General features: G+C 63.3%; 22 protein-coding genes. 20 read left to right on the top strand and 2 right to left on the bottom strand.

Annotated elements, in window-relative coordinates:
* Positions 1-255: 255 nt before the first annotated feature.
* The 17 genes from rpsB (at position 256) to AC56LY_RS09835 (ending at position 17,369) form a co-directional block, all read left to right on the top strand.
* Positions 256-1,008 carry a 30S ribosomal protein S2 gene (gene rpsB, locus AC56LY_RS09915; protein WP_183552980.1) on the top strand — a complete coding sequence of 251 codons (753 nt, stop codon included), beginning with the start codon at positions 256-258 and terminating at the stop codon, positions 1,006-1,008.
* A 139-nt stretch (positions 1,009-1,147) separates the two neighbouring features.
* A complete protein-coding gene (gene tsf, locus AC56LY_RS09910) occupies positions 1,148-2,056 on the top strand; it encodes a translation elongation factor Ts (protein WP_499578800.1) in 909 nt (302 codons plus the stop codon).
* Between the two features lie 376 nt (positions 2,057-2,432).
* Positions 2,433-3,149 carry a UMP kinase gene (gene pyrH, locus AC56LY_RS09905; protein ID WP_183552976.1) on the top strand — a complete coding sequence of 239 codons (717 nt, stop codon included), beginning with the start codon at positions 2,433-2,435 and terminating at the stop codon, positions 3,147-3,149.
* Positions 3,150-3,174: 25 nt separating this feature from the next.
* A complete protein-coding gene (frr, locus tag AC56LY_RS09900) occupies positions 3,175-3,735 on the top strand; it encodes a ribosome recycling factor (RefSeq protein WP_183552974.1) in 561 nt (186 codons plus the stop codon).
* 188 nt (positions 3,736-3,923) lie between these two features.
* Positions 3,924-4,676, top strand: a complete 753-nt coding sequence (uppS, locus tag AC56LY_RS09895; protein ID WP_258835091.1) for a polyprenyl diphosphate synthase — start codon at positions 3,924-3,926, stop codon at positions 4,674-4,676.
* On the top strand, positions 4,677-5,507 hold the full coding sequence (locus AC56LY_RS09890; RefSeq protein WP_183552972.1) for a phosphatidate cytidylyltransferase: 831 nt from the start codon (positions 4,677-4,679) through the stop codon (positions 5,505-5,507).
* Positions 5,508-5,519: 12 nt separating this feature from the next.
* Positions 5,520-6,692, top strand: a complete 1,173-nt coding sequence (gene ispC, locus AC56LY_RS09885; RefSeq protein WP_499578796.1) for a 1-deoxy-D-xylulose-5-phosphate reductoisomerase — start codon at positions 5,520-5,522, stop codon at positions 6,690-6,692.
* Positions 6,693-6,709: 17 nt separating this feature from the next.
* Positions 6,710-8,047 carry an RIP metalloprotease RseP gene (gene rseP / locus AC56LY_RS09880; RefSeq protein ID WP_499578792.1) on the top strand — a complete coding sequence of 446 codons (1,338 nt, stop codon included), beginning with the start codon at positions 6,710-6,712 and terminating at the stop codon, positions 8,045-8,047.
* Positions 8,048-8,128: 81 nt separating this feature from the next.
* On the top strand, positions 8,129-10,477 hold the full coding sequence (gene bamA, locus AC56LY_RS09875) for an outer membrane protein assembly factor BamA (RefSeq protein WP_499578791.1): 2,349 nt from the start codon (positions 8,129-8,131) through the stop codon (positions 10,475-10,477).
* A 40-nt stretch (positions 10,478-10,517) separates the two neighbouring features.
* Complete coding sequence (locus tag AC56LY_RS09870) at positions 10,518-11,063, top strand: OmpH/Skp family outer membrane protein (RefSeq protein ID WP_258834504.1); 546 nt, start codon at positions 10,518-10,520, stop codon at positions 11,061-11,063.
* 57 nt (positions 11,064-11,120) lie between these two features.
* Positions 11,121-12,173, top strand: coding sequence for a UDP-3-O-(3-hydroxymyristoyl)glucosamine N-acyltransferase (gene lpxD, locus AC56LY_RS09865; protein ID WP_499578787.1), 1,053 nt, complete (start codon positions 11,121-11,123; stop codon positions 12,171-12,173).
* Positions 12,170-12,682 (top strand): 3-hydroxyacyl-ACP dehydratase FabZ, encoded by a 513-nt coding sequence (gene fabZ, locus AC56LY_RS09860; protein WP_183552960.1) that lies wholly within the window; start codon positions 12,170-12,172, stop codon positions 12,680-12,682. The genes lpxD and fabZ overlap by 4 nt, the downstream gene beginning before the upstream one ends.
* A gap of 9 nt (positions 12,683-12,691) precedes the next feature.
* On the top strand, positions 12,692-13,480 hold the full coding sequence (lpxA, locus tag AC56LY_RS09855) for an acyl-ACP--UDP-N-acetylglucosamine O-acyltransferase (protein ID WP_499578784.1): 789 nt from the start codon (positions 12,692-12,694) through the stop codon (positions 13,478-13,480).
* Entirely contained in the window at positions 13,464-14,666 is a 1,203-nt protein-coding gene (lpxB, locus tag AC56LY_RS09850; protein WP_499578781.1) for a lipid-A-disaccharide synthase, read from the top strand. The genes lpxA and lpxB overlap by 17 nt, the downstream gene beginning before the upstream one ends.
* Positions 14,663-15,331, top strand: a complete 669-nt coding sequence (gene rnhB / locus AC56LY_RS09845) for a ribonuclease HII (RefSeq protein WP_499578779.1) — start codon at positions 14,663-14,665, stop codon at positions 15,329-15,331. The genes lpxB and rnhB overlap by 4 nt, the downstream gene beginning before the upstream one ends.
* Complete coding sequence (locus tag AC56LY_RS09840; protein ID WP_499578777.1) at positions 15,328-16,122, top strand: TrmH family RNA methyltransferase; 795 nt, start codon at positions 15,328-15,330, stop codon at positions 16,120-16,122. The genes rnhB and AC56LY_RS09840 overlap by 4 nt, the downstream gene beginning before the upstream one ends.
* Positions 16,123-16,172: 50 nt before the next feature.
* Entirely contained in the window at positions 16,173-17,369 is a 1,197-nt protein-coding gene (locus tag AC56LY_RS09835; protein ID WP_499578774.1) for an EAL domain-containing response regulator, read from the top strand.
* A gap of 547 nt (positions 17,370-17,916) precedes the next feature.
* On the opposite strand, the gene ppsR is transcribed toward AC56LY_RS09835, so the two are convergent.
* Positions 17,917-18,774 carry a posphoenolpyruvate synthetase regulatory kinase/phosphorylase PpsR gene (gene ppsR, locus AC56LY_RS09830; protein WP_183552950.1) on the bottom strand — a complete coding sequence of 286 codons (858 nt, stop codon included), beginning with the start codon at positions 18,772-18,774 and terminating at the stop codon, positions 17,917-17,919.
* Positions 18,775-18,971: 197 nt separating this feature from the next.
* Between ppsR and ppsA the strand changes: the two genes are divergently transcribed.
* The 3 genes from ppsA (at position 18,972) to AC56LY_RS09815 (ending at position 22,890) form a co-directional block, all read left to right on the top strand.
* The gene (gene ppsA, locus AC56LY_RS09825) at positions 18,972-21,404 is read left to right on the top strand and encodes a phosphoenolpyruvate synthase (protein ID WP_183552948.1); all 2,433 of its coding nucleotides are present in this window, start codon (positions 18,972-18,974) and stop codon (positions 21,402-21,404) included.
* Between the two features lie 90 nt (positions 21,405-21,494).
* On the top strand, positions 21,495-21,917 hold the full coding sequence (locus tag AC56LY_RS09820; protein WP_499578773.1) for an NfeD family protein: 423 nt from the start codon (positions 21,495-21,497) through the stop codon (positions 21,915-21,917).
* Between the two features lie 52 nt (positions 21,918-21,969).
* The gene (locus AC56LY_RS09815; RefSeq protein ID WP_499578771.1) at positions 21,970-22,890 is read left to right on the top strand and encodes an SPFH domain-containing protein; all 921 of its coding nucleotides are present in this window, start codon (positions 21,970-21,972) and stop codon (positions 22,888-22,890) included.
* Positions 22,891-22,897: 7 nt separating this feature from the next.
* On the opposite strand, the gene AC56LY_RS09810 is transcribed toward AC56LY_RS09815, so the two are convergent.
* Positions 22,898-25,081: a TonB-dependent receptor gene (locus tag AC56LY_RS09810; RefSeq protein ID WP_499578768.1), complete on the bottom strand. Its 2,184-nt coding sequence runs from the start codon at positions 25,079-25,081 to the stop codon at positions 22,898-22,900.
* Between the last annotated feature and the right edge of the window lie 16 nt (positions 25,082-25,097).

Genomic DNA, 25,097 nt, shown 5'->3' with positions numbered 1-25,097 from the left:
TCGGGGCAGTATGGCCGCCATTATAAGGGATGTCGCGCCGCTGCTGTAAGGCGGCGGGAGGCGCCTGCCTGGCCGGGCTGCGATTGCACGCTTGAATAATGCTGACAATTCCGCTAGAATCTCGGGTTGCTCGGATTCACATCGTGCAACGTTGTAAAAATAAAGTTTTTTAATTGATAGAAATCGCGAATGTGGCCCTAAAAGGGTGCCTGCTTGGTGACTGGCCACATTCAAGACCCAACCCTGGAGAATTACATGTCCGTTACTATGCGCGAAATGCTGGAAGCCGGTATTCACTTCGGCCACCAGACCCGTTTCTGGAATCCAAAGATGGCACCGTTCATCTTTGGTCATCGCAACAAGATCCACATCATCAACCTGGAAAAAACCATGGCGATGTATCAGGATGCGATGAAAACCATCAAGCAGATCTCCGCCAACCGCGGCACGATCCTGATGGTCGGCACCAAGCGTCAGGCTCGCGACATCATCGCAGCTGAAGCGCAGCGCGCCGGCGTCCCATACGTCGACCAGCGCTGGCTCGGCGGCATGCTGACCAACTTCAAGACCATCAAGACGTCGATCAAGCGCCTGAAGGAAATGGAAGTCCTGGTCGAAGACGGCTCGGTCGAGAAGATGTCGAAAAAAGAAGCGCTGATGTTCTCGCGCGAAATGATCAAGCTGCAAAAGTCGATCGGCGGTATCAAGGATCTGGGCGGCGTGCCAGACGCGATCTTCGTTGTTGACGTCGGCTACCACAAGGGTACGATCACCGAAGCCGGCAAGCTGGGCATCCCGGTCATCGGCATCGTCGACACCAACCACTCGCCAGAAGGCGTCACCCACATCATCCCGGGTAACGACGACTCGTCGAAAGCCATCAGCCTGTACGCACGCGGCGTTGCCGATGCGATCATCGAAGGCCGCGCCAGCGCGACCAACGAAGTGGCTGACATGGTCAAGGCAGCCGGCGGCGACGACTTCGTCGAAGTTTCCGAGCAGGCATAAGTGATGGCAGGCCATGTGCCTGCTGCCACATAGAAGGGGGCGCCGGACTGTCGAGCCCCCCTTTTTTTAAGCTAAATACTTGCAGGACGCTCAACTTGAGCGGACTGCACCCCTGGATACACATTTAGGAGAACACACTATGGCAGCTATTACTGCAGCAATGGTTGGCGAACTGCGCGCCAAGACCGATGCACCAATGATGGAATGCAAAAAAGCACTGACCGAAGCTGACGGCGACATGGGTCGTGCTGAAGAAATCCTGCGCGTCAAGCTGGGCGGCAAGGCATCGAAGGCATCGGCACGCGTGACCGCTGAAGGCGTTGTTGCTACCTATATTTCGGGCAATGTTGGCGCGCTGGTCGAAGTCAACAGCGAAACCGACTTCGTCGCGAAGAACGACGATTTCCTGGCGCTGGTGAGCCTGGCAGCACGCCTGGTCGCCGAAAACAACCCGGCTGACGTCGCTGCACTGGCAGCCCTGCCGCACGAAGGCGGTACCTTCGACGACGTGCGCACTGGCCTGATCGGCAAGATCGGCGAGAACATGACCGTGCGTCGTTTCCAGCGTTTCGAAACCACCGGCAAGCTGGCGTCGTACCTGCACGGCACCCGTATCGGCGTCATCGTCGATTTCGAAGGTGCGGACGAGCAAGTCGGCAAGGACCTGGCCATGCACATCGCTGCCATGAAGCCAGTCGCGCTGTCGTCGGAGCAGGTGCCAGCAGAAATGATCGAAAAAGAGCGTTCGGTCGCTGAACTGAAAGCCAAGGAAGATGCCGACAAGGCCGTCGCCGAAGGCAAGCAGCCACAATCGGCTGACATCGTCGCCAAGCGCGTCGACGGTTCGGTGCAGAAGTACCTGAAAGAAGTCTCGCTGCTGAACCAGGCGTTCGTCAAGAACGACAAGCAGTCGATCGAACAGATGATCAAGGCGGCAAACACCACCGTCAAGGGCTTCACCATGTACGTGGTGGGCGAGGGCATCGAGAAGAAGGTCGACGACTTCGCAGCTGAAGTCGCAGCACAGATGGCTGCCAACAAGCAGTAATCAAACAAACGGGCCGTGAGGCCCGTTTTTGTAGGGTGGGAGGCTGCGCCTCCCACGCGGTGATAGTTGGCGGCGCGGTGATGAGGCGGCGAGCGGAGCCGGTATTTATCTGGTGTCTGAACGTAAATTTTGCGCGATGGATATTGTGGCTCCGCTATCATTCCGGATGACCTTATCGCCAACGATCAACGCGTGGACGGCGCAGCCGTCCACCCTACGATTCGGATGATTGCGCAGCCAAACGCCATGCGTTGCGCGCCCCACGCCGTACCCGCTTTACAATCCCATCCGTCCCGGCACGGATGAGACCCGCCCACGAGGCGTTGGTCAGCCCCGAATTCGATCCACAGCAATATCTCAAAGGAGCCGCTTCATCATGACAAAACCAGCTTACCAACGTGTCCTTCTGAAACTGTCTGGCGAAGCACTGATGGGCGACGATCAGTTCGGCATCAACCGCGCCACCATCGAACGCATGGTGGCCGACGTGGCCGAAGTCGCCAAGCTGGGTGTGCAGATCGCGGTCGTCATCGGCGGTGGCAACATCTTCCGCGGCGTCGCCCCCGGCGCCCAGGGCATGGACCGCGCGACCGCCGACTACATGGGCATGCTGGCCACCGTCATGAATGCGCTGGCACTGGCGGACGCGATGCGTCACGTCGGCATCACCGCCCGCGTCATGTCGGCGATCGCCATCGAGCAGGTCGTCGAGCCCTACGTGCGCCCGAAAGCGCTGCAATACCTGGAAGAAGGCAAGGTCGTCGTGTTTGCCGCCGGTACCGGCAATCCGTTCTTCACGACCGATACGGCTGCCGCCCTGCGCGGCGCCGAGATCTCGGCCGAGATCGTCCTGAAAGCCACCAAGGTCGATGGCGTCTACAGCGCCGATCCTAACAAGGATCCAACCGCGACCCGCTACGAGAGCATCACGTTCGACGAAGCGATTTCGAAACACCTGCAAGTGATGGACGCCACCGCGTTCGCACTGTGCCGCGACCAGAAACTGCCGATCAAGGTGTTTTCCATCGTCAAGCCCGGCGCGCTCACGCGCGTGATCATGGGTGAAGACGAAGGTACACTGGTCCACGTCTAAATTAACTGAACAACAGGAGAGCAGCATGTCCTTAGCTGACGTCAAGAAAAACGCACAAGACCGCATGGTCAAGTCCATCGAAACCCTGCGTGCCGATCTGGCCAAGGTCCGTACCGGCCGCGCCCACACCGGCATTCTGGATCACGTCACGGTCGACTACTACGGTTCGCCAACGGCGCTGCCGATGGTCGCCAACCTGACGCTGGTCGATGCCCGCACGATCGGCGTCCAGCCATTCGAAAAGAAGATGCTGGCAGCCATCGAAAAAGCCATCCGCGATGCTGACCTGGGCCTGAACCCGTCGTCGCAGGGCGAGATGATCCGCGTGCCGACCCCGCCGCTGACCGAAGAGCGCCGCAAGGAAATGGTCAAGCTGACCAAGTCCGAAGGTGAAGACGCGAAAATTGCCGTGCGCAATATCCGTCGTGACGCTAACGAAGCGCTGAAGAAAATGGTCAAGGACAAGACCGCCTCGGAAGATGACGAGCGCCGTTCGTCGGACGAAATCCAGAAGCTGACCGACAAGGCCGTGGCCGACATCGACAAGCTGCTGGGCGAGAAAGAAAAAGAAATCCTGACGGTGTAAGCAGGTATTTCATCGGCAAGCCCTCGGGCTTTCCTGCGGACCGGCCCCGGCAACTTGCCGCGGCCGGTCCGCGTGCCTTATGATTGGCCAATTGCGCAATGCCAGGTGCAATTCTGTAGCGCAGTTTTCTGGCGCAGTTCTCCGGCGAAGTTTTATGGCGCAGTTTTATGGCGCAGTTTTATGGAAATATGATGTTCAAAAGCTCGACCACCGCCGTTCCCGCCACGTCCGCCGTGCCACGTCATATCGCCATCATCATGGATGGTAATGGCCGCTGGGCAACCAAACGCTTGCTGCCGCGCGTGGCCGGCCACGTCAAGGGCGTCGAAGCCGTACGCGGTGTGGTCGAGGCCTGCGTCGAGCGTGGCGTCGAATACCTGACGCTGTTCGCGTTCTCGTCCGAGAACTGGCGCCGCCCGGCCGACGAAGTCTCGCTGCTGATGCGCCTGTTCGTGACGGCACTCGAGCGCGAAGTCGCCAAGATGCATGCCAATAATATCCGGCTGAAAGTGGTGGGTGACCTGAGCCGTTTCGACGCCAAGCTGCAGGACATGATCGCCAACGCCGAGCGCCGCACGGCCGGCAACACGCGCCTGACGGTCACCGTGTGCGCGAACTATGGCGGGCGCTGGGATATCATGCAGGCAACCGGCAAGATGGTGAAAGCCAACCCCGGCGTCACCGAGTTCAGTGAAGACATGCTGGCGCCGCACCTGGCGATGGCGTATGCGCCTGAGCCCGACCTGTTCATCCGCACCGGCGGCGAAGAACGCATTTCGAATTTCCTGTTGTGGCAGTTGGCATATGCCGAGCTGCACTTTACCGACACCTTCTGGCCTGACTTCACGCCAAAGGCGCTGGACGAGGCGATTGGCTCCTACCAGGAGCGCGAACGGCGCTTTGGCCAGACCGGCGCCCAAGTAGCGAAGAAGACCAACTAAATGCTCAAGACCCGGATTCTCACCGCACTCGTCCTGCTGGCAGTCCTGCTGCCGGTTTTATACTCCAACAATTACACGGCGTTTGCGGTGGTGGCCTGCGTCTTTTTCGGCGCTGCGATCTGGGAATGTTTTCGCCTGTTCAATCCCGGCGCCCGTAGCGCGATCCTGATCGCAGGCGCCTGGACGCTGGCCTTTGCCTACGCGTTCTTTGTGCGCGAGCAGGGTAATCCGACCTTCTGGTTCGGTATCGGCGTGCTACTGTGGGCGCTGCGTTTCGCACCGACGCTCAAGTTCGGCCTGCCGCCGCTGTCGAGTACGCCCAACACCTTGCTGAGCTTGCTGTACGCGATCTCGCTGGTGGCCTGCTTCGTGGCTATTGTCTACCTGTTTAATTATTCGGCCGTGCTGCTGCTGTCGGTGCTGGCCATCGTCTGGGCGGCCGACATCTTCGCCTATGTCTGCGGCAAGACCTTCGGCAAGCGCAAGCTGGCGCCCAGCATCTCCCCCGGCAAATCGTGGGAGGGCGCCATCGGCGGCGGACTTGTCACGCTGGTGCTGGCTGCATGCACGGTGCTCTTCGGTGGCGAAGCCTTCGCCGGCACGTTCGCCGTGCGCGTCCAGGCGGGCCTCGGCTGGCTCGGCCTGTTCGCCGTGATTGCTCTCATCGTGGTTGCCAGCGTCGTTGGCGACCTGTTCGAATCCCAGCTCAAACGCCGCGCCGGCGCCAAGGACAGCAGCAACCTGCTGCCGGGCCACGGCGGCGTGCTGGACCGGATCGACGCACTCGTGCCGGTCCTGCCACTGGCGGCGCTGATCGCCACCTGGCTCTAGAAGGAAGTTCACATGCAACGCATTACCATCCTGGGCGCCACCGGCTCGATCGGCGCCTCGACCCTCGACGTGCTGGCGCGCCACCCGGAGCAGTATCAGGTCTACGCGCTGAGCGCCCACACGCGCGTCGAAGAACTGGCCGCCGCCTGCCGCAGCTGCCGTCCCGCACGCGCCGTGGTCGGTAGCGCCGACGCGGCCGCACGCCTGGCAGCGTTGATTGCCGACCTGCCTACCAGCGTCGAATACGGCGAGCAGGCGCTGTGCGATATCGCGTCAAACGCCGACACCGACACCGTGATGGCCGCCATCGTCGGCGCCGCCGGCCTGGCCCCGACGCTGGCCGCAGCCCGCGCCGGCAAGAAGATCCTGCTGGCGAACAAGGAAGCGCTGGTCATGTCCGGCCAGCTGTTCATGGACACCGTGCGCGAGCACAACGCCACGCTGCTGCCGATCGACAGCGAACACAATGCCATCTTCCAGTCGCTGCCCGCCGCCTTCGGCCGTGTGCCGGCGGCAGCCGGCGTGGCCAAGATCCTGCTCACCGCATCGGGCGGCCCGTTCCTGAACCGCGCCGTCGAGACCCTTGGCGACGTGACTCCGGATGAAGCCTGCAAGCACCCGAACTGGGTCATGGGCCGCAAGATCTCGGTGGACTCGGCGACCATGATGAACAAGGGCCTCGAAGTGATCGAAGCCCACTGGCTGTTCGGCGCGCCCGCCGATCAGATCGAAGTCGTGATCCACCCGCAAAGCGTGATCCACTCGATGGTGTCGTACGTCGACGGCTCGGTGCTGGCGCAACTGGGCAACCCCGACATGCGTACGCCGATCGCGCACGCACTGGCGTACCCGGACCGGATCGCGTCGGGCGTCGCCCAGCTCGACCTGACGCAGATGGCGGCGCTGCAGTTCTTCCCGCCCGATTTCACGCGCTTCCCGTGTCTGGCACTGGCCTTCGACGCGCTGCGCGCCGGCGGCACCGCCCCGGCACTGCTCAACGCCGCCAATGAAGTGGCGGTGGACGCGTTCCTCGAGCGCCGCATTGGTTTTCGCGACATCGACCGCGTCATCCGCCATGCACTCGACACCGTCGAGCACGGCCCAGCACCATCGATCGAGGCCGTGCTGGCCCAGGATGCGCGTGCCCGTGAGGCCGCGGCGCATGCGGTCGCCAGCCTGCACTGATTGACGGATACAGCCCGATGACCCTGCTTTACACCGTGCTGGCGTTCGCGCTGGCGCTCGGCCCCCTGATCGTGATCCACGAGCTGGGTCACTACCTGGTGGCGCGTGCCTGCGGCGTCAAGGTGCTGCGTTTTTCGATCGGCATGGGCCGCGTCGTCTGGTCGCGCCGCTTCGGTCGCGATCAGACCGAGTGGGCGGTGTCGCTGCTGCCGCTGGGCGGCTACGTCAAGTTCCTCGATAGCCGCGATCCCGACGCCGGTCCGATCGATAAGAGCGAGCTGTCGCGCGAATTCACGCGCCAGAATGTCTGGAAGCGCATTGCCATCGTCGCTGCCGGGCCGCTGTCGAACTTTGTGCTGGCGATCGCCCTGATGGCGGCACTCTTCATGCACGGCGTGGACGAGCCGTCGGCGCGCCTGCGCGCCGTGGCCGAATCGACGGATGCCTACCGCGCTGGCGTGCGCGGCGGTGAGACCGTGGTTGCCGTCAATGGCAGCGCCGTGCGCTCGTGGTCCGAGCTGCGCTGGCAGATCATGCACGCGGCGGTCGACAAGACCGACGCGCGCCTGGACCTGCGCAGCACCGGTGGCGGAACCTACGCCGTGGTGCTGCCCGCGTCCGTCATCGGCAAGCTCGATGTCGACAGCGACGTGATGGCCACGCTGGGCCTGGACCTGTGGCGCCCGCAGCCGCGCATCGACAAGGTGATCGCCGACGGGGCAGGGAAGCGCGCCGGCCTGCAGGCCGGTGACCTCGTGCTGCGCCTGAACGGCGCGCCGGTCGTCGACGGCATCGCCTTTATCGATGCGGTGCGCGCCGCGCCTGGCCGCGCGCTGCAGGTCGAAGTCCAGCGTGGCGGTGCGCCCGTCATGCTGTCGCTGACGCCCGAGGCGGACGCCAACGGCCGCGGCGTGATCAAGGCCATGGTGGCGCAGGCGCCCGAGATGGTGACTGTCTCGTCAGGCCCGTTCGATGCCATCGCGCGCGGTGCCGAGCGTACCTGGGAAACGTCCACGATGACGCTGAAAATGATCGGGAAGATGATTGCCGGCGAAGCGTCATTGAAAAATGTGACCGGTCCGATCACGATCGCCGATTATGCCGGACAGACCGCCCGCATTGGCCTCGTCAGCTATTTACAGTTTATTGCCTTTATTAGTATCAGCTTAGGCGTCATGAATTTGTTACCAATTCCCGTTCTGGATGGTGGCCATTTACTGTATTATTCGCTGGAAGTTTTGACCGGGCGTCCTGTTTCTGTGCGCGTCGTCGAGTTCGCACAGCGCGCCGGAATCGGCCTGCTGTTCATGCTGATGGCGCTCGCCGTCTTCAACGACCTGGGCCGGCTGCTCTAGCCGCCCGCGGTTCGCTCCCCGAGAGCCCAGTCAAATCACCAAGCAATCGTTGTCCAAATGAGTGACCCTTTGATCCAGCCAATGAAATCACAACCAGATCGTTTCGCCTTGCCGTTCATTCGCCGCAGCCTGATCGGCTCCGCCGTCGTGGCGCTGTGCGCCACGCTGTACGCAAATAATGCCATGGCCGTCAACCCGTTCGTCGTCAAGGACATCCGGGTCGAGGGCATCCAGCGTACCGAGGCAGGCACCGTGTTCAGCTACCTGCCGGTGCGCGTGGGCGAGACCTTCGACGACGTCAAGGCCTCGAGCGCGATCAAGGCGCTGTACGCGACGGGCTTCTTCAAGGACATCCGCCTCGAAGAAGAAAACGGCGTGCTGGTCGTGCTGGTCGAAGAGCGTCCGGCGATTTCCTCGGTCGACTTCACGGGCACCAAGGAATTCGAAAAAGACATGCTGGTCAAGGCGCTGTCCGAAATCGGCGTGGCCCAGACCAAGATCTTCGACAAGGCGTCGGTCGACCGCGCCGAGCAGGAACTCAAGCGCCAGTACCTGTCGCACGGCCTGTACGGCGTCAAGATCACCACCACCGTGACCCCGATCGAACGCAACCGCGTCACGATCATGTTCAACGTGGACGAGGGCGATGTCGCCAAGATCAAGGGCATCAACATCATCGGCAACAAGGCGTTCAGCGACAAAGAGCTGCGCCAGTTGCTCGAACTGCGTCCGTCGGGCTGGTTCACGTGGTACTCCAAGGCCGACCAGTATTCCAAGCAGAAGCTCACCGGCGACCTCGAGAAGATCAAGTCGTGGTACCTGAATCACGGCTACCTCGAAGCCAACGTCGAATCGACGCAAGTGTCGATCACGCCGGACAAACGCGACATCTACCTGACGCTCAACATCACCGAGGGCGAGCAGTACACCGTCTCGAGCGTCAAGCTCGAAGGCGAGATGTTCGGTCGCGAAGAAGAGCTCAAGCAGCTGATCCTGCTCCAGCCGGGCAAGACCTACGTGGGCGACCTGCAAGAGGGTACCAACAAGCTGATCTCCGATCGCCTGGGCACCTTCGGCTACGCGTTCGCCAACGTCACGGCCAACCCGGAACTGAACCGCGAAAAGCGCGAAGTGGCTTTCACGTTCTTCGTCGATCCGGGCAAGCGCGCCTACGTGCGCCACATGAACATCTCCGGCAACACGGTGACCCGCGATGAAGTCATCCGCCGCGAATTCCGCCAGTTCGAGAGCTCGTGGTACGACGCCAACCGCGTCAAGCTCTCGCGTGACCGCGTCGACCGTCTGGGCTACTTCAAGGACGTGAAAGTTGAAACGCCCGAGTCGCCAGGCACGTCCGACCAGGTCGACGTGAACATCGCTGTCGAAGAAAAACCGACCGGTAACTTCATGATCGGTGGCGCCTTCTCGCAGTCCGAGAAGTTCACGTTCACCGCGTCGATCTCGCAGGCCAACTTCGCCGGCAGCGGCAACACGGTCGGCATCGAACTCAATACCAGCAAGTACAACCGGACGATCGCGTTCTCGCAGACCAATCCGTACTTCACCGACGATGGCGTCTCGCGCGCATTCTCGCTGTACCTGCGCACGTCGCGCCCACCAGCGCTGAACGTCGGTTCGTACACGGTGCGTCAGACCGGTGGCAACATGACCTTCGGCGTGCCGTTCTCCGAGTCCGATACCGTCTACTTCGGTGCGGGTCTGGAACGCACCGAACTGGAAACCGACGAATCGTCGCCGACCATCTACCAGACGTTCGTGCGCCAGAACGGCGGCCCGGCCAGCGGTGTCGGTTCGGCCACCACCAACGCGATTCCACTGACGGTGGCATGGGGCCGCGACACGCGCGACAGCGCCGTGACCCCGAGCCGCGGCCGCTTCCAGCGCGCCAACTTCGAAGTCGATGCGATCGGCGACGCCAAGTACTACCGCCTCGTGTACGAACACCAGTGGTGGAAGCCAGTCACGCGCTGGATGACGCTGGCCCTGCGCGGCGAGTTCGACTACGGCAAGGGCATCGGCGGCAGCGCCTACCCGGTCTTCAAGAACTTCTATGCCGGCGGCATCGGTTCGGTGCGCGGCTACGAGAGCTCGTCGCTGGGCGTGGTCGACCAGCGTTACTACGATGCGATCGGCGGCTCGAAACGCATCATCGTCAACGCCGAACTGCAGTTCCCGTTCCCGGGCAGCGGCACCGACCGCAGCCTGCGCTGGTTCACCTTCGCCGACGGCGGCCAGGTGTTCCAGGAAGATGCAAAGATCCGCGTTGGCGAGTTCCGCTACTCGGCCGGTATCGGCCTGTCCTGGATTTCCCCGGTGGGCCCGCTCAAGTTGAGTTATGCTAAACCGCTGAATTCGCTGCCGGGTGACCGCCTGGAGCGCTTCCAGTTCCAGATGGGTACCGGCTTCTGACCGGCCCACTGCGTCCTGAAGAACGATTGCGAGAGACTTTATGTTGAAAAATCTGATTGCCTCGCTGCCTGACGGCTTCAAGCCCACCGTGGCGCCAGCCTTGCTGCTGGCAGCGGTGTGCGCGTCGCCACTGGCACAGGCGCAGGCGCAGGTGGCGACGGGCCGCATCGGCTTCGTCTACACCGAACGCCTGATGACCGACTCCAAGATGGCCAAGGCGGCCGACGCCAAGCTGGCCGCTGAATTCTCCAAGCGTCAGAAGGCCATGGAAGAAATGGTCGGCAAGTTCAAGGGCGCGTCGGAAAAATTCGATGCCGAAGGGAGCAGCCTGGCCGAGCTGGAACGTACACGCCGTGCGCGCGAGCTGTTCAACATGCAGAAAGACGTCGAACGCATGCAGCGCGAGTTCCAGGAAGACCTGCAGCAGCGCAAGAACGAAGAACGCGCCGCAATCGCGCAGAAGGCCTACAAGCTCGTGGAGCAGTACGCCGAAGCCGAAAAGCTCGACGCGGTGCTGGTCGAAGCGGCGTGGGTGAATCCGCGCGTGGACATCACTGACAAAATCCTCAAGCTGCTCGACAAGTAAGACTTGTCGGCAGTGTTTTCCTGCTTTACCGATTTTGACTCACACTGAAAGACCGAGATGGGCATTCGACTAGGCGATTTGGTCGAGCGCTTCGGCGGACAGCTGGTGGGCGACCCGAACCTTGAGGTTACGGCGATTGCTCCCCTGGACACGGCCGGCGCTTCGCACATCAGCTTCCTTTCCAACAGCAAGCTGCGCGCACTGGCGGCGCAAAGCGGGGCCGCGGCCCTGATTCTGTCGCCGCTGGACGACCCGACGGTGGCCGCGACCTATGAAGGCGCGCGCATCGTCACCACCAACCCTTACGCATACTTCGCCCGCGCGGCGCAGTATTTCGCTTCGCTGACGGATCACGTGCCGCCCGCAGGCGTGCACCCGAGCGCCGTCGTTGCCGACAGCGCCATGATCGATCCGAGCGCCCATATCGGGCCGCACGTGACGATCGACGAAGGCGCCGTCATCCAGGCGCAGGCCGTCATCGACGCCGGCTGCTACGTCGGGCGCAACGCCGTCATCGGCGAAGGCACGCACCTGTTCGCGAACGTGACGTTCCACGCCGGCTGCGAGATCGGCAAGCGCGGCATCCTGCATTCGGGCGCCGTGATCGGCACCGACGGCTTCGGGTTTGCCAACGAAGGCGGCGTGTACATCAAGATTCCGCAGACCGGCCGCGTGCTGATCGGCGACGACGTCGACATCGGCGCCAACACGACGATCGACCGCGGCGCACTTGAAGACACGATCATCGAAGACGGCGTCAAGCTCGACAACCAGATCCAGATCGGCCACAACACCCGCATCGGCGCGCACACCGCGATGGCCGGCTGCGTCGGCGTGGCGGGCAGCGCCAGGATCGGCAGCCGCTGCACGTTCGGTGGCGCCGCCATGGTGCTGGGCCACCTCGAGATCGCCGATAACGTGCATATCTCATCGGGTAGCATGGTATCGCGCTCGGTGCTCGAACCGGGCCAGTACACGGGCTTTTACCCGCTGGCCAAGAACGCCGAATGGGAACGCAGCGCCGCGATCGTGCGCAACCTGGGCTCGATGCGCGAAAAACTGCGCGCGCTCGAGAAAACCATCAAAACTCTCACAGAACAACAACAATGACCACGCCAGAACTCACCACCCTCGACATCAACCAGATCAAGGAATACCTGCCGCACCGCTATCCGCTGCTGCTGGTCGACCGCGTGCTGGACGTCGAACTGGGCAAGCGCATCGTCGCAATCAAGAACGTCACCATCAACGAAGAATTCTTCAACGGCCACTTCCCGCACAAGCCAGTGATGCCGGGCGTGTTGATGATCGAAGCGATGGCGCAGACTGCCGCGATCCTGTCGTTCATGACGATGGGCGTCAAGCCCGACGAGAACTCGGTCGTGTACTTCGTCGGCATCGACAATGCGCGCTTCAAGCGGCCGGTGGAGCCGGGCGACCAGCTGCGCATGGAAGTGGAAATCGTGCGCGTCTCGCGCGGCATCTGGAAGTACAAGGCCGTGGCCACGGTCGATGGCAAGGTGGCTGTTGAAGGTGACTTGATGTGCACGATCCGGGGCGCGGCCGAAGCGCCGATGAAAGGCGCCGGGGCTGCACCGGCTGCGTCCACGCCCGAGTAAGGAGACGTGATGAGCAAGATCCATCCAACCGCGATCGTCGATCCGCAGGCGCAGCTCGACAGCTCGGTCGAGGTCGGGGCCTACTCGATCGTCGGCCCGAACGTGCGCATCGATGCCGGCACCGTCATCGGGCCGCACGTCGTCATCGACGGCCATACGACGATCGGCAAGGACAACAGGTTCTTCCAGTTCTGCTCCATTGGCGCGGCGCCACAGGACAAGAAGTGGCAGGGCGAGCCGACCCGGCTGGAAGTCGGCGACCGCAACACGGTGCGTGAATTCGTCAGCTTCAACCTGGGCACGGTGCAGGATGAAGGCGTCACGCGCCTGGGCAACGACAACTGGATTTCTGCGTATGTCCACCTGGCGCACGACTGCCAGGTGGGCAGCAATACGATCTTCTCGAACAACGCGCAACTGGCGGGCCACGTGCACGTGGGCGACTGGGCGATCCTGTCCGGCTTCGTCGGCGTGCACCAGTTCTGCAAGATCGGCGCCCATGCGTTCATCGGCATGTACACGAGCCTGACGCAGGACGTGCCGCCGTACGTGCTGGTATCGGGCAATCCGGCCGGTGCGCGCGGCGTCAACCTCGAAGGCCTCAAGCGCCGCGGCTTCACGCGCGAACAGCTCGACGGTATCCGCAGCGCCTACAAGCTGCTGTACCGGAACGGACTGACGCTCGAAGAAGCCAAAGCGGCGCTGCAGGCCGAAGAAGAACGCCTGCCGGCAGCGGCAAACGATATCCGCCTGCTGCGCGATTTCCTCGGTACCGCGAGCCGTGGCATCGTTCGCTGACGGCGTGCCGTCCGCTGCAGCCCGCGACGTTTCGCTGGCCTTGGTGGCGGGCGAGGCGTCCGGCGACATGCTCGCAGCGCGCCTGCTGGCCGGGCTGCGTCCGCATCTGCCACAAGCGCGCTTCCACGGCATCGGTGGGCCGCGCATGATCGAGCAGGGCATGGTCAGCGACGTCCCGATGGACCTTCTCACTGTTCGCGGCCTGTTCGAAGTCATTCCCCGCTACCGTGAACTCAAAGGCATCCAGAGCCGCCTGCGCGATCGCCTGATCGCCGAACGGCCGGCTGCCTTCATCGGCGCCGACTATCCGGGCTTCAATCTGGGCCTGGAAGAGCAGTTGCGCGCGGCGGGGATTCCGACAGTGCACTTCATCGGGCCGCAGATCTGGGCCTGGCGCGGTGGCCGCATCAAGAAAATCCAGCGCGCCGTGTCGCACATGCTCGTGATTTTCCCGTTCGAAGAAGCGATCTACCGCGCTGCGGGTGTGCCGGTGACGTATATCGGGCATCCGCTGGCCGAGACGATTCCGCTCGTGCCCGACGTGGCGGCTGCGCGCCGCGCACTGGGGTTACCAGATGATGCGCGCGTCGTCACCGTCATGCCGGGCAGCCGGATGGGCGAACTGAAATACCTGGCCGAGCCATTCGTGCGCGCCGTGCAGCTGCTGGCGGCGCGCGATCCCGGCCTGCGCTTTGTCGTGCCGATGGTCGGCGAGCGCCAGCGGGCGTACTTTGACCAGATCGTCACCGCAGCCGGTCTGCAGGGTGTGGAGCTGATCGTGACTGCCGAAGGTTCGCACACGGCGATTGCCGCCGCCGACGCGGTGCTGGTCGCCTCGGGCACGGCCACGCTCGAAGTGGCGCTATTCAAGAAGCCGATGGTCATCGCCTACAAGGTCATGCGCGCCTCGTGGGAGATCATGCGGCACATGGGTTACCAGCCGTGGATAGGATTGCCGAACATATTGGCGCGCGAATTCGTCGTGCCCGAGCTGTTGCAGCATGCGGCCACGCCCGAAGCGCTGGCCGACGCCGTCTGGCGCCAGCTGCAAGACACTGCGGGGCGCGAGCGCCTGGCGCAGCGCTTCCTCGACATGCATCACAGCTTGCTGCGCAACAGCGCCGAAGAGAGCGCGCAGGCGGTGCTGCAGATTATCGGGCGCACTGCGCCCGCACCACGTAGATGACAAAAACCAGAATCAATCTGTATCCCGGCCTGCCCACCAGGGGCCGGCCATTTACCGCACTGGACGTCGTGTGCGGCGTCGATGAAGCGGGCCGCGGCCCGCTGGCAGGGCCCGTGTTTGCAGCGGCCGTCATCCTCGATCCGCGCCGTCCGATCGATGGCCTGCGCGATTCAAAAAAGCTGACCGCCGCGCGGCGCGACGAACTCGCGCCGCTGATCCGCGCGCAGGCGCTGGCCTGGGCGGTGGCGGAATGCTCGTGCGAAGAAATCGACAGCATCAACATCCTGCAGGCCACCATGCTGGCGATGCGGCGCGCCGTGGAGGCGCTGCAGCATGCGCCGACGATCGCGCTCATCGACGGCAATCGCTGTCCCGAGCTGACGGTGCGCGCGCACGCGATCGTCAAGGGCGACGACAAGGTCAATGCGATTTCGGCGGCGTCGATCCTGGCCAAGACGGCGCGCGACGCGGCGCTGGTGCGGCTGCATGAACAGTATCCGCAATATGGCTTCGATCAGCACAAGGGCTACGGCACCGCGCTGCACCTGGAGCGCCTGGGCGCGCACGGGCCGTCGCCGGCGCACCGGCGCTCGTTCGCACCGGTGCGCGGGATGCTGCAGACCGACCTGTTTGGTGCCATGGTTGGCGATGTGGTGAACCCATGAAGACCATCACTTCGCGCGACAACGCGTTCTACAAAGAGATCAAGGCGCTGGCCACCAGCTCGCAGGCGCGCCGCAAGGCCGGCCACAGCCTGTTAGACGGCGTGCACCTGTGCCAGACCTGGCTCGACCTGCGCGGCGCACCGCGCCACTGCGTGGTGTCCGAGGGCGCGCTAAGCAACCCCGAAGTGCAGGCCATCGTCGCACGCTGCGGCGCCGTGAACGCGCCGGTGACGGCGCTGCCCGATGCGCTGTTCAACGCCGTCAGCCAGGTCGAGCATGGCGTGCATCTGCTGTTCGTGATCGACACGCCGCAACCGGCGACTGCGCCGGCGCTGGTGATGGCCAGCGTGCTGCTCGACGGCGTGCAGGACCCGGGCAACGTGGGCTCGATCCTGCGCAGCGCCGCTGCTGCCGGCATCAAGCAGGTATATTGCAGCCCCGGCACCGCCTTCTGCTGGTCGCCGAAGGTGCTGCGCGCGGCGATGGGCGCGCACTTCGTGCTCGAGATTTTCGAGCATGTCGAGCTGCCGGACCTGGTGCGCACGGCGCAGGTGCCGGTGCTGGCCACCAGCGGCTATGCGGCCGAAGGCCTGTACACGCTGGACCTGCGGCTACCTGTGGCGTGGGTGCTGGGGCACGAAGGGCAGGGCGTCTCGACCGAGGTGCTGGACTTGGCCACGCACCGCGTCGCGGTACCGCATCTGGGGCAGGTCGAGTCGCTCAACGTCGCCGCCTGCGCCGCCGTGTGCTTCTTTGAAGGCCTGCGCCAGCAGCAGGCAGCGCAGGCATAGACGGCGCCTGCGCCATCCAGTACGCTAGCGGCTTGTAACGTGGAGTAACGATGGACATCGCGCATTTGCATTTTCTGGTGGCGCAAGCCGACCCTTCCGAACGCCGGGCGCTGGTCGCCTTGCTGGGGCAACTCGGCGCCGGCCGGGTCACTGACGTCGCCGACGGTCCGGCGGCGCTGCAGGCACTGGAAGCTGGCGCAACGCCCCGTGTCAACGTCGCGCTGATCGACCTGGAACTGCCCGGCATGGATGGCTTGGCGCTGCTGCGGCGGCTGGGCGAGATGCAATGCGCGGCGCGTCTGATCATGACCGGTGCGCAGCCTGCAGGATTGCTGTTCTCCGTCGAGACGCTGGCCGAAGCGTTTGGCATTGAGCTGCTCGGCGCCATCGCCCGCCCGGTCACCGCCGTGACGCTCAAGCCGGTGCTGGAAAACTACACGCCGCTGCCGCGTTTAGCCCAGACCCCAGCCGAGCCGCAGTTCACGTTCCAGCAAGTGGGCATCGGGCTGCAAAAGCGTCAGTTCGAGCCGTACTTCCAGCCGAAGATCGAGCTGGCGACGGGGCAGGTCAAAGGCCTGGAGGTGTTCGCACGCTGGAACCACCCGGAGCATGGCGTGCTGGGGCCAGCCTCGTTCGTCGATGCGCTGGGCGAGAGCGGCCGCATCGACTTTCTCGACTGGAGCATGATCGAGTTGTCGGTCGAGCGCCAGCGCTGGCTGCAGGACCAGGACATCGCGATCCCGATCTCGCTGAACATCGCCTCCGAGACGCTGGCCCATCCCGCGTTTGTGCGCCAGATATCGGCATGTCTGGAGCGCCACGGGGTCGCCGCCACCGACGTGACCTTCGAAATCTCGGAATCGTCCGTCCTGAACACGGACCCCGACTTCATCGAGCGCCTGGTCCGGCTGCGGATGATGGGCTTTGGCCTCGCCATCGACGACTATGGCACCGGCCGTTCAAACCTGCAACTGTTGGCGCGCATCCCGTTCACCGAGCTGAAGATCGACCGCAGCTTCGTCGACGGCGCCTCACGCCGCCTGCCGCTGAGCACGCTCCTGCGCTCCTGCCTGAGCCTGGCCCACAGCCTGGACCGCAAATCGGTCGCCGTCGGCGTCGAAACCCGCCGCGACTGGGACTTCCTGCAAGCCCTCGGCTGCACCTACGCCCAGGGCTACCACATCGCCAACCCCATGCCCGCCACGGCCTTCCCCGCCTGGCTAAGCGACTGGCGCCAATACTTCTAACCCCCACGCAATAGCCCAACAATTAGGGTCAGAGTAGAATTGTTGGGCAATTTCCTTTTTACTGAGCTCTAACAATTAGGGTCAGAGTAGAATTATTGAGCAATTTATCTCCGAATAAGCAGCCCCATCTTATTGAGGGTGTTTAATTCGAGAAAGTTGTCAAACAATTCGACTCTGACCCTAATTGTTTAGTGCCATCCCGCTTCGCTTTAATTGTCGGCCGGACTATAGTTGCCATGCTTCGACGGCCGCTTGGCCAATTATCGTCGGGCGGCACCTCCGATTTATCGCGCAAGCCCTCCCAGCTTAATTCCTGGGTTCTAATCAATTTATTTGCAATTAGGGTCAGAGTAGAATTATTAGGCAATTTCCCATTAAAAAAGCGACCTCATCTGATTGAGGTCGCTCTGTTTTCGAAAGTTGTCAAACAATTCGACTCTGACCCTAATTGGGTTTCAAGGGTTTTTGGGCAAGTAGAGCTTATCCCGGCGTGGATTCGCTGGGATGAAAAGAAATTGCTCAATAATTCGACTCTGACCCTAATTGTTCAATATTCGCGGCGGTCGGGGGCGATTTCTTGGAGGATCGTTGTGGCGATTTCTTCGATGGATTTTGTTGTTGACGAGAGCCAGCGGATGCCTTCGCGGCGCATCAGCAGTTCGGCTTCGTTGACTTCGTAGCGGCAGTTTTCGATGGAGGCGTATTTGCTGCCGGCGCGGCGTTCGTTGCGGATTTGCGAGAGGCGTTCGGGCGTGATCGTCAGGCCGAACAGCTTGGCCTTGTACGGCGGCAGGTTGCTCGGCAGGCGGCCGCGTTCGAAGTCGTCCGGGATCAATGGGTAGTTTGCGGCTTTCAGGCCGTATTGCATCGCCAGGTACAGGCTTGTTGGCGTTTTCCCTGACCGTGACACCCCGACCAGAATGACATCGGCATCGGCCAGGTTCTTGTGCGACTGGCCGTCGTCGTGCGCCAGCGAGAAGTTGATGGCTTCGATGCGGTTCTTGTATTCTTCACTGTCGACCGCGTTGTGGATGCGGCCGATCGTGTGCGTCGACTTGACGTCCAGCTCTTGCTCAAGCGGGGCGACGAAGGTCTGGAACAGGTCCATGTGCATGCCCTTGGCCGAGCGGATCACGCTCGACAGGTCGTGCTTCACCAGGGTCGAGAACACGATCGGGCGCTGGCCATGCAGCGCGAAGCTGTCGTTGATGCGGCGCGCGGCGTCGTGCGCTTTTTCGATGGAGTCGATGAAGGGCAGGCGAATCTGCCGGAAGCGCATCTCGAACTGGCTCAGGACCGCGTGACCGAACGTCTCCGCGGTGATGCCGGTGCCGTCGGAGACGAAGAACACGGTGCGGGAAGGGGCCGGCGCCAGTGCGGGCAGGGACTGGGGATCGTCGATCATGGTCTGTTTGTTAAGCTTTGCTGACAGAGTTGCATGTAAAGTGCGCTGCACATCCCCGACTTGCGGGGTAGAATGCTCGGCAACGGATTTTGCATTGTGCTGCACACGGGCCAGAATAACAAGAATACGCGAATCGCGCCCCGGCCCTGCACCGATGCACCAACAGGTTTCCATCATCAAGTAAGGTGTTTTTTATCATGACCAATCCAGCTACTGCAGCGATCCAACCGGGGCAGGCCGACCGCGTCTACGTCGCGTCGTTCGAAGACTTGCGCATGACCGACGTCGAGTCGGTCGGCGGCAAGAACGCATCCCTCGGCGAAATGATCAGCCAACTGGCCGGCGCCGGCGTGCGCGTGCCAACCGGCTTTGCCACCACCGCCGATGCGTTCCGCGACTTCCTCGATCACAGCATCGACGGCGGCGCGTCGCTGGGCGAGCGCATTGCGCGCCGCCTCGACAACCTCGACATCGACGACGTGCGCTCGCTGGCCGTCGCCGGCGCCGAGATCCGCGAGTGGATCGTCGCCACGCCATTCCAGCCGCGCCTCGAACAAGAGATCCGCAACTTCTACGAGCGCCTGTTCGCCGACTCGGAAACCGAAGTCTCGTTCGCCGTGCGTTCGTCGGCCACCGCCGAAGATTTGCCGGATGCGTCGTTCGCCGGTCAGCAGGAGTCGTTCCTGAACGTCGTCGGCATCGACAACGTGTTAGAGGCCATGAAGCACGTCTTCGCGTCGCTGTACAACGACCGCGCAATCTCGTACCGCGTGCACAAGGGCTTTACCCACGCCGAAGTCGCGCTGTCGGCGGGCGTGCAGCGCATGGTGCGCTCGGACACCGGCGCGGCCGGCGTCATGTTCACCATCGACACCGAATCGGGCTTCAAGGACGTCGTCTTCATCACCTCGAGCTACGGCCTGGGCGAGACCGTCGTGCAGGGCGCCGTGAATCCGGACGAATTCTATGTCCACAAGCCGATGCTCGAAATGGGCAAGTCGGCCGTCATCCGCCGCAATATCGGCTCCAAGCTGATCAAGATGGAATTCACCGCCGAAGCCAAGGCTGGCCGCTCAGTCAAGACTGTCGACGTACCGATCGAAATGCGCAACCGCTACTCGCTGGTCGAAGAAGAGATCATCGAGCTGGCCAAGTACGCCGTCATCATCGAAAACCACTACGGCCGTCCGATGGACATCGAGTGGGGCAAGGATGGCCGCGACGGCAAGCTGTACATCCTGCAGGCGCGTCCCGAGACCGTCAAGTCGCAGCAGAAGTCGACCGATGCGCAGCAGCGCTTCCACCTGAAGGGCACCGGCACCGTGCTGACCCACGGCCGCGCGATCGGCCAGAAGATCGGCGCCGGCCGCGTGCGCGTGATTACCGACCCGTCCGAAATGGACCGCGTCCAGCCGGGCGACGTGCTGGTGGCCGACATGACCGATCCGAACTGGGAACCGGTCATGAAGCGCGCCGCAGCGATCGTCACCAACCGTGGCGGCCGTACCTGCCACGCGGCGATCATCGCGCGTGAACTGGGCGTGCCGGCCGTCGTCGGCTGCGGCGACGCGACCGACGTCCTCAAGGACGGCACCCTGGTCACCGTCTCGTGCGCCGAAGGTGACGAAGGCATGATCTACGACGGTCTGCTGGAAACCGAAGTGACCGAGGTCGCGCGTGGCGAACTGCCACCGATCAAGACCAAGATCATGCTCAACGTCGGCAACCCGCAGCTGGCCTTCGACTTCCAGTCGGTGCCGAACAGCGGCGTGGGCCTGGCGCGCGTCGAGTTCATCATTAACAACAACATCGGCGTGCACCCGAAGGCGATCCTCGAGTACCCGAACATCGACGCCGACCTGAAAAAGGCCGTCGAATCGGTCGCCCGTGGCCACGCATCGCCACGCGCGTTCTACGTCGACAAGCTGGTCGAAGGCGTCTCGACGATCGCTGCCGCGTTCTGGCCTAAGCCGGTCATCGTGCGCCTGTCCGACTTCAAGTCGAACGAGTACAAGAAGCTGATCGGCGGTTCGCGCTACGAGCCGGACGAAGAAAACCCGATGCTGGGCTTCCGCGGCGCGGCGCGCTACCTGGCCGACGATTTCGCCGAATCGTTCGCGATGGAGTGCACGGCCATGAAGCGCGTGCGTAACGAGATGGGCTTGACCAACGTCGAGCTGATGATCCCGTTCGTGCGTACGCTCGGCCAGGCCGAGGCAGTCGTGAACCTGCTGGCCAAGAATGGCCTGGTGCGCGGCGAGAACGGCCTGCGCCTGATCATGATGTGCGAAGTGCCATCCAACGCCATCCTGGCCGAGCAGTTCCTCGAGTTCTTCGACGGCTTCTCGATCGGTTCGAACGACCTGACCCAGCTGACGCTGGGCCTGGACCGCGACTCCGGCATGGAGCTGCTGGCCAAGGACTTCGACGAGCGCGATCCGGCCGTCAAGGCCCTGCTGTCGATGGCGATCAAGGCCTGCCGCGCCAAGGGCAAGTACATCGGCATCTGCGGCCAGGGTCCATCGGACAATCCTGATTTCGCACAGTGGCTGGTGGAAGAGGGCATCGAGTCGATGTCGCTCAATCCTGACTCGGTGATCGACACCTGGCAGAAGCTGGCAAAAATGTAAGCAAGGGCGGGCACCCGGTGCTCGCGAGGCCCCCGCTATCCATTTCGGGTAGCGGGGGTTTTTTTCATTAGAATAAAAAGGAGACACACCATGGCCGACTGGACCTACTGGCTGATCGGGGCCGGCATATTGATCGTCGCGGAACTGTTCATCGGCACGTTCTACCTGTTGATGATCGCGCTGGGCCTCGTGTTCGGCGCACTGGCTGCGTGGCTGGGCGCGAGCGGCGCGTTACAGACGTTGATTGCGGCGGCGATTGGGATTGCGGCCACGCTGGTCTTGCGCCGCACGCGCTTTGCCCGCAGCGGGCGGCGCCCGGCGGCGAATGACCCGAGCATCAACCTCGACATCGGCCAGCGCGTCAGCGTGCCGCAGTGGCATGGCGGACGTGCCCGCGTGATGTACCGCGGCGCGCTGTGGGACGTCGAACTGCAACCTGGCCAGGATGCGCAGCCGGGCGAGCACGAGATCGTCGAAGTGCAGGGCAATCGCCTCATCGTGGCGCGCCAGTAGATCAGAACCGTCCCATCCAATCCGGATGTAATCCAACTCCAAAGGGAACCCCATGGAATCGACCCTCAGCTTCGTCGCACTGATCATTTTCGTCATCGCGCTGGTCTTCGTCTTCAAGACCATCAACGTCGTGCCGCAGCAGAACGCCTGGGTGGTCGAGCGCCTCGGCAAATACCACGCCACGCTGGCGCCGGGCCTGAACATCGTCGTGCCGTTCGTCGACCGCGTCGCCTACAAGCACAGCCTCAAGGAAATCCCGCTCGACGTCCCGCCGCAGGTCTGCATCACGCGCGACAACACGCAGTTGCAGGTCGACGGCATCCTGTACTTTCAAGTGACCGATGCGATGCGCGCGTCGTACGGTTCATCGAACTATCTGCAGGCGATCACGCAACTGGCCCAGACCACGCTGCGCTCGGTGATCGGCAAGATGGAGCTCGATAAAACGTTCGAAGAGCGTGACCATATCAACACCCACATCGTCAATGCGATCGATGAATCGGCCGCCAACTGGGGCGTCAAGGTGCTGCGCTACGAGATCAAGGACCTGACCCCGCCCGCCGAGATCCTGCATGCGATGCAGGCCCAGATCACGGCCGAACGCGAAAAGCGCGCGCTGATCGCCGCGTCGGAAGGCCGGCGCCAGGAGCAGATCAATATCGCCAGCGGTGAGCGCGAGGCGTCGATTGCGCGCTCGGAAGGGGAGAAGCAGGCCGCCATCAACCGCGCGATGGGCGAGGCGACGGCGATTGTCGCGCTGGCCGAAGCCAGCGCATCGGCTCTGCGCCAGGTGGGTGATGCCATCCAGTCACCGGGCGGGATGGACGCCGTCAGCCTGCGCGTGGCCGAGCATTATGTAGACGCCTTTGCCAACCTGGCCAAGACCAACAACACGCTGATCGTGCCCGCGAATATGGGCGACATCAGCACCGCCATCGCCAGCGCCCTGCAGATCGTCAAGGCGCAGCGATGAACGTGCTTTAGAAGCCGACGGTTGCCGACACCGCCACGGTGCGCGGCGCCGCCAGCACCAGGTAGCCCGAACCCGGGTAGCCGCCAGCCGAGGCCCAGTAGTTCTTGTCGGCGACGTTGTCCACGCGGGCGCGCAGCGTCAGGTCACGGTCCATGAAGCTCGTGCGGTAGGTTGCGCCCAGGTCGACGCGGGTCCATGACGGCAGCTTCTGCGTGTTGGCGCCATCGGCGTACTGGGTCGCCGTGTAGACGGTGCGGGCATTCAGTGCCAGGCCCTGCACGCCCGGCACGTCCCAGTCGGCGCCGATGTTCAGCTGCGTTTCCGGCACGCCGATCGCATCCTTGCCCTGGTTGATGCCGCCCGCCGTGACGCGTTGTTCGGCGTCGATCAGCGTCAGGCCACCCAGCACGCGCAGGCCACGCACCGGATTGCCGAACACCGACAGCTCCAGGCCGCGGTTGCGCTGCTCGCCGAACACGCCGAACACGCGGTTCTGCACATAGGCGCTTGGCTGGCTGGTCGAGAAGACGGCAGCGCTCAAACCATAGCGGCCGCTGTCGAACTTGACGCCCGCTTCACGCTGGCGCGATACGTACGGCGCGAAAACCTGGCCCTGGTTGACGATCTGGTCGCCGGAGGCAACCGCGCCGCGCTGCAAGCCTTCGCTGTAGTTGGCGTACACCGACAGATCCTTGCGCAGCTTGTAGACGACAGCGGCGAACGGCGTGTTCTCGCTGGCCTCGTAGGCCGAGTTTTCCAGGCCGGTGCCATAGTCGTAGCCGTAGTCCTTGATACGCTGGTGGCGCAGGCCCAGGTTGATCAGCACCGTGTCGTCCAGCAGCGAGAGCGTGTCGGCAATGGCCAGGCTCGACAGGATTGCCTTGGACGTCACGAGCGGATTGCCCATGTCGCCGCCCGTGAAGAACGATGACGATGGCGCTGCCACGTCACGCGGCATGTAGACGTTCGACGCAAAGCCGGTGAAGTCACTGAGGGCATAGGCGTTGCGCGACTCGCTGTGGAAGCCCGAGGCCGAGGCGCTGAGCATGTGCTTGATGAAGCCGGTACGCAGCGCGCCGCGCACGCCCACTTCGCCGGTGCGCACCTGGTCCTTGCGGATGTTGTCGAAGCGGGTCATGGTGCCGTCGCCATTGGCGTTGTTGACCGTGATCGAGGACAGGATGTTGTATTCCTGGCCGCTGCGCGCGCCCAGTGCGGCCCAGGCGACGGCGCCGCCGGCCAGGTCGACTTCGGCGCGCACGGTGCCGAAGGTGTGACGCTCTTCAGAAATGGTCCATGGCTGCGCGAAGTTACGGTCGGCGCTTGGTGCCGCGATCATCGGGGTGGTGGCGCCCAGCGTCACGCTCGGGCGTGCATTGGTCAGTTCGTGGTCCTGCGCCCCGATGTCGGCCGACAGGCGGAAGCCCCGGCCACGGTAATCGACGCCCAGCGAATACACGCTCAGTTCACGGCCTTCACGATCGACTGCGGTGTCGCCCTTGCGGTGCGCAACGTTCACGCGCACGCCCGCACGGCCTTCCGGCCCGAAGCGGCGGCCCAGGTCGATGGCGCCGTAACCCTGGCCGCCCGTCTCGGCGCCGAGCGTGACTTCGCTCAGGTCCTGATTCGGCGCGCGCTTGGGCAGCAGGTTGATCGAGCCGCCGATGCTGCCGCCGGCAGGGGCCGCGCCGTTGATGAAGCTGTGGGCGCCGCGCAGGACTTCGACGCGTTCGACCAGTTCGGTCGCGACGAACTGGCGTGGCAGCAGGCCATACAGGCCGTTGTACGCGGTATCGTCCGAGCCGACCGCGAAGCCGCGGATCATGTACAGCTCCTGGTAGTTACCGAAGCCGCGCGCCACGCGCACCGACGGGTCGTTTTGCACCACGTCGGCCACGCTGCGCGCCTGCTGGTCCTGGATCAGCGCATGCGTGTAGTTGGTGCTGTTGAACGGCGTGTCCATGATGTCGACGTTGCCCAGCAGGCCCAGACGGCCGCCGCGCGCGACCTGACCGCCAGCGTAGGCGGCCGGCAGGCCCTGGGCCGATGCGTCGGCCGACGCGCTGATGACGACGGTCGGAACGGCGCTGTCGTCCGTGGCCGGCGCGCCGTCCTGGGCGAATGCGGTACCTGCAACGAGGAGGGCGGCGGCGAATGCGGCCGGGGTCAGGGCAAAACGGCGAGTGTTCATGTGATGCAGTCTGTAT

It is taken from the genome of Telluria sp. ZT3P25, assembly GCF_059685895.1.
Note: the sequence above shows the minus strand (reverse complement) of the source record. Positions and strands in the feature narration are given on the sequence as shown.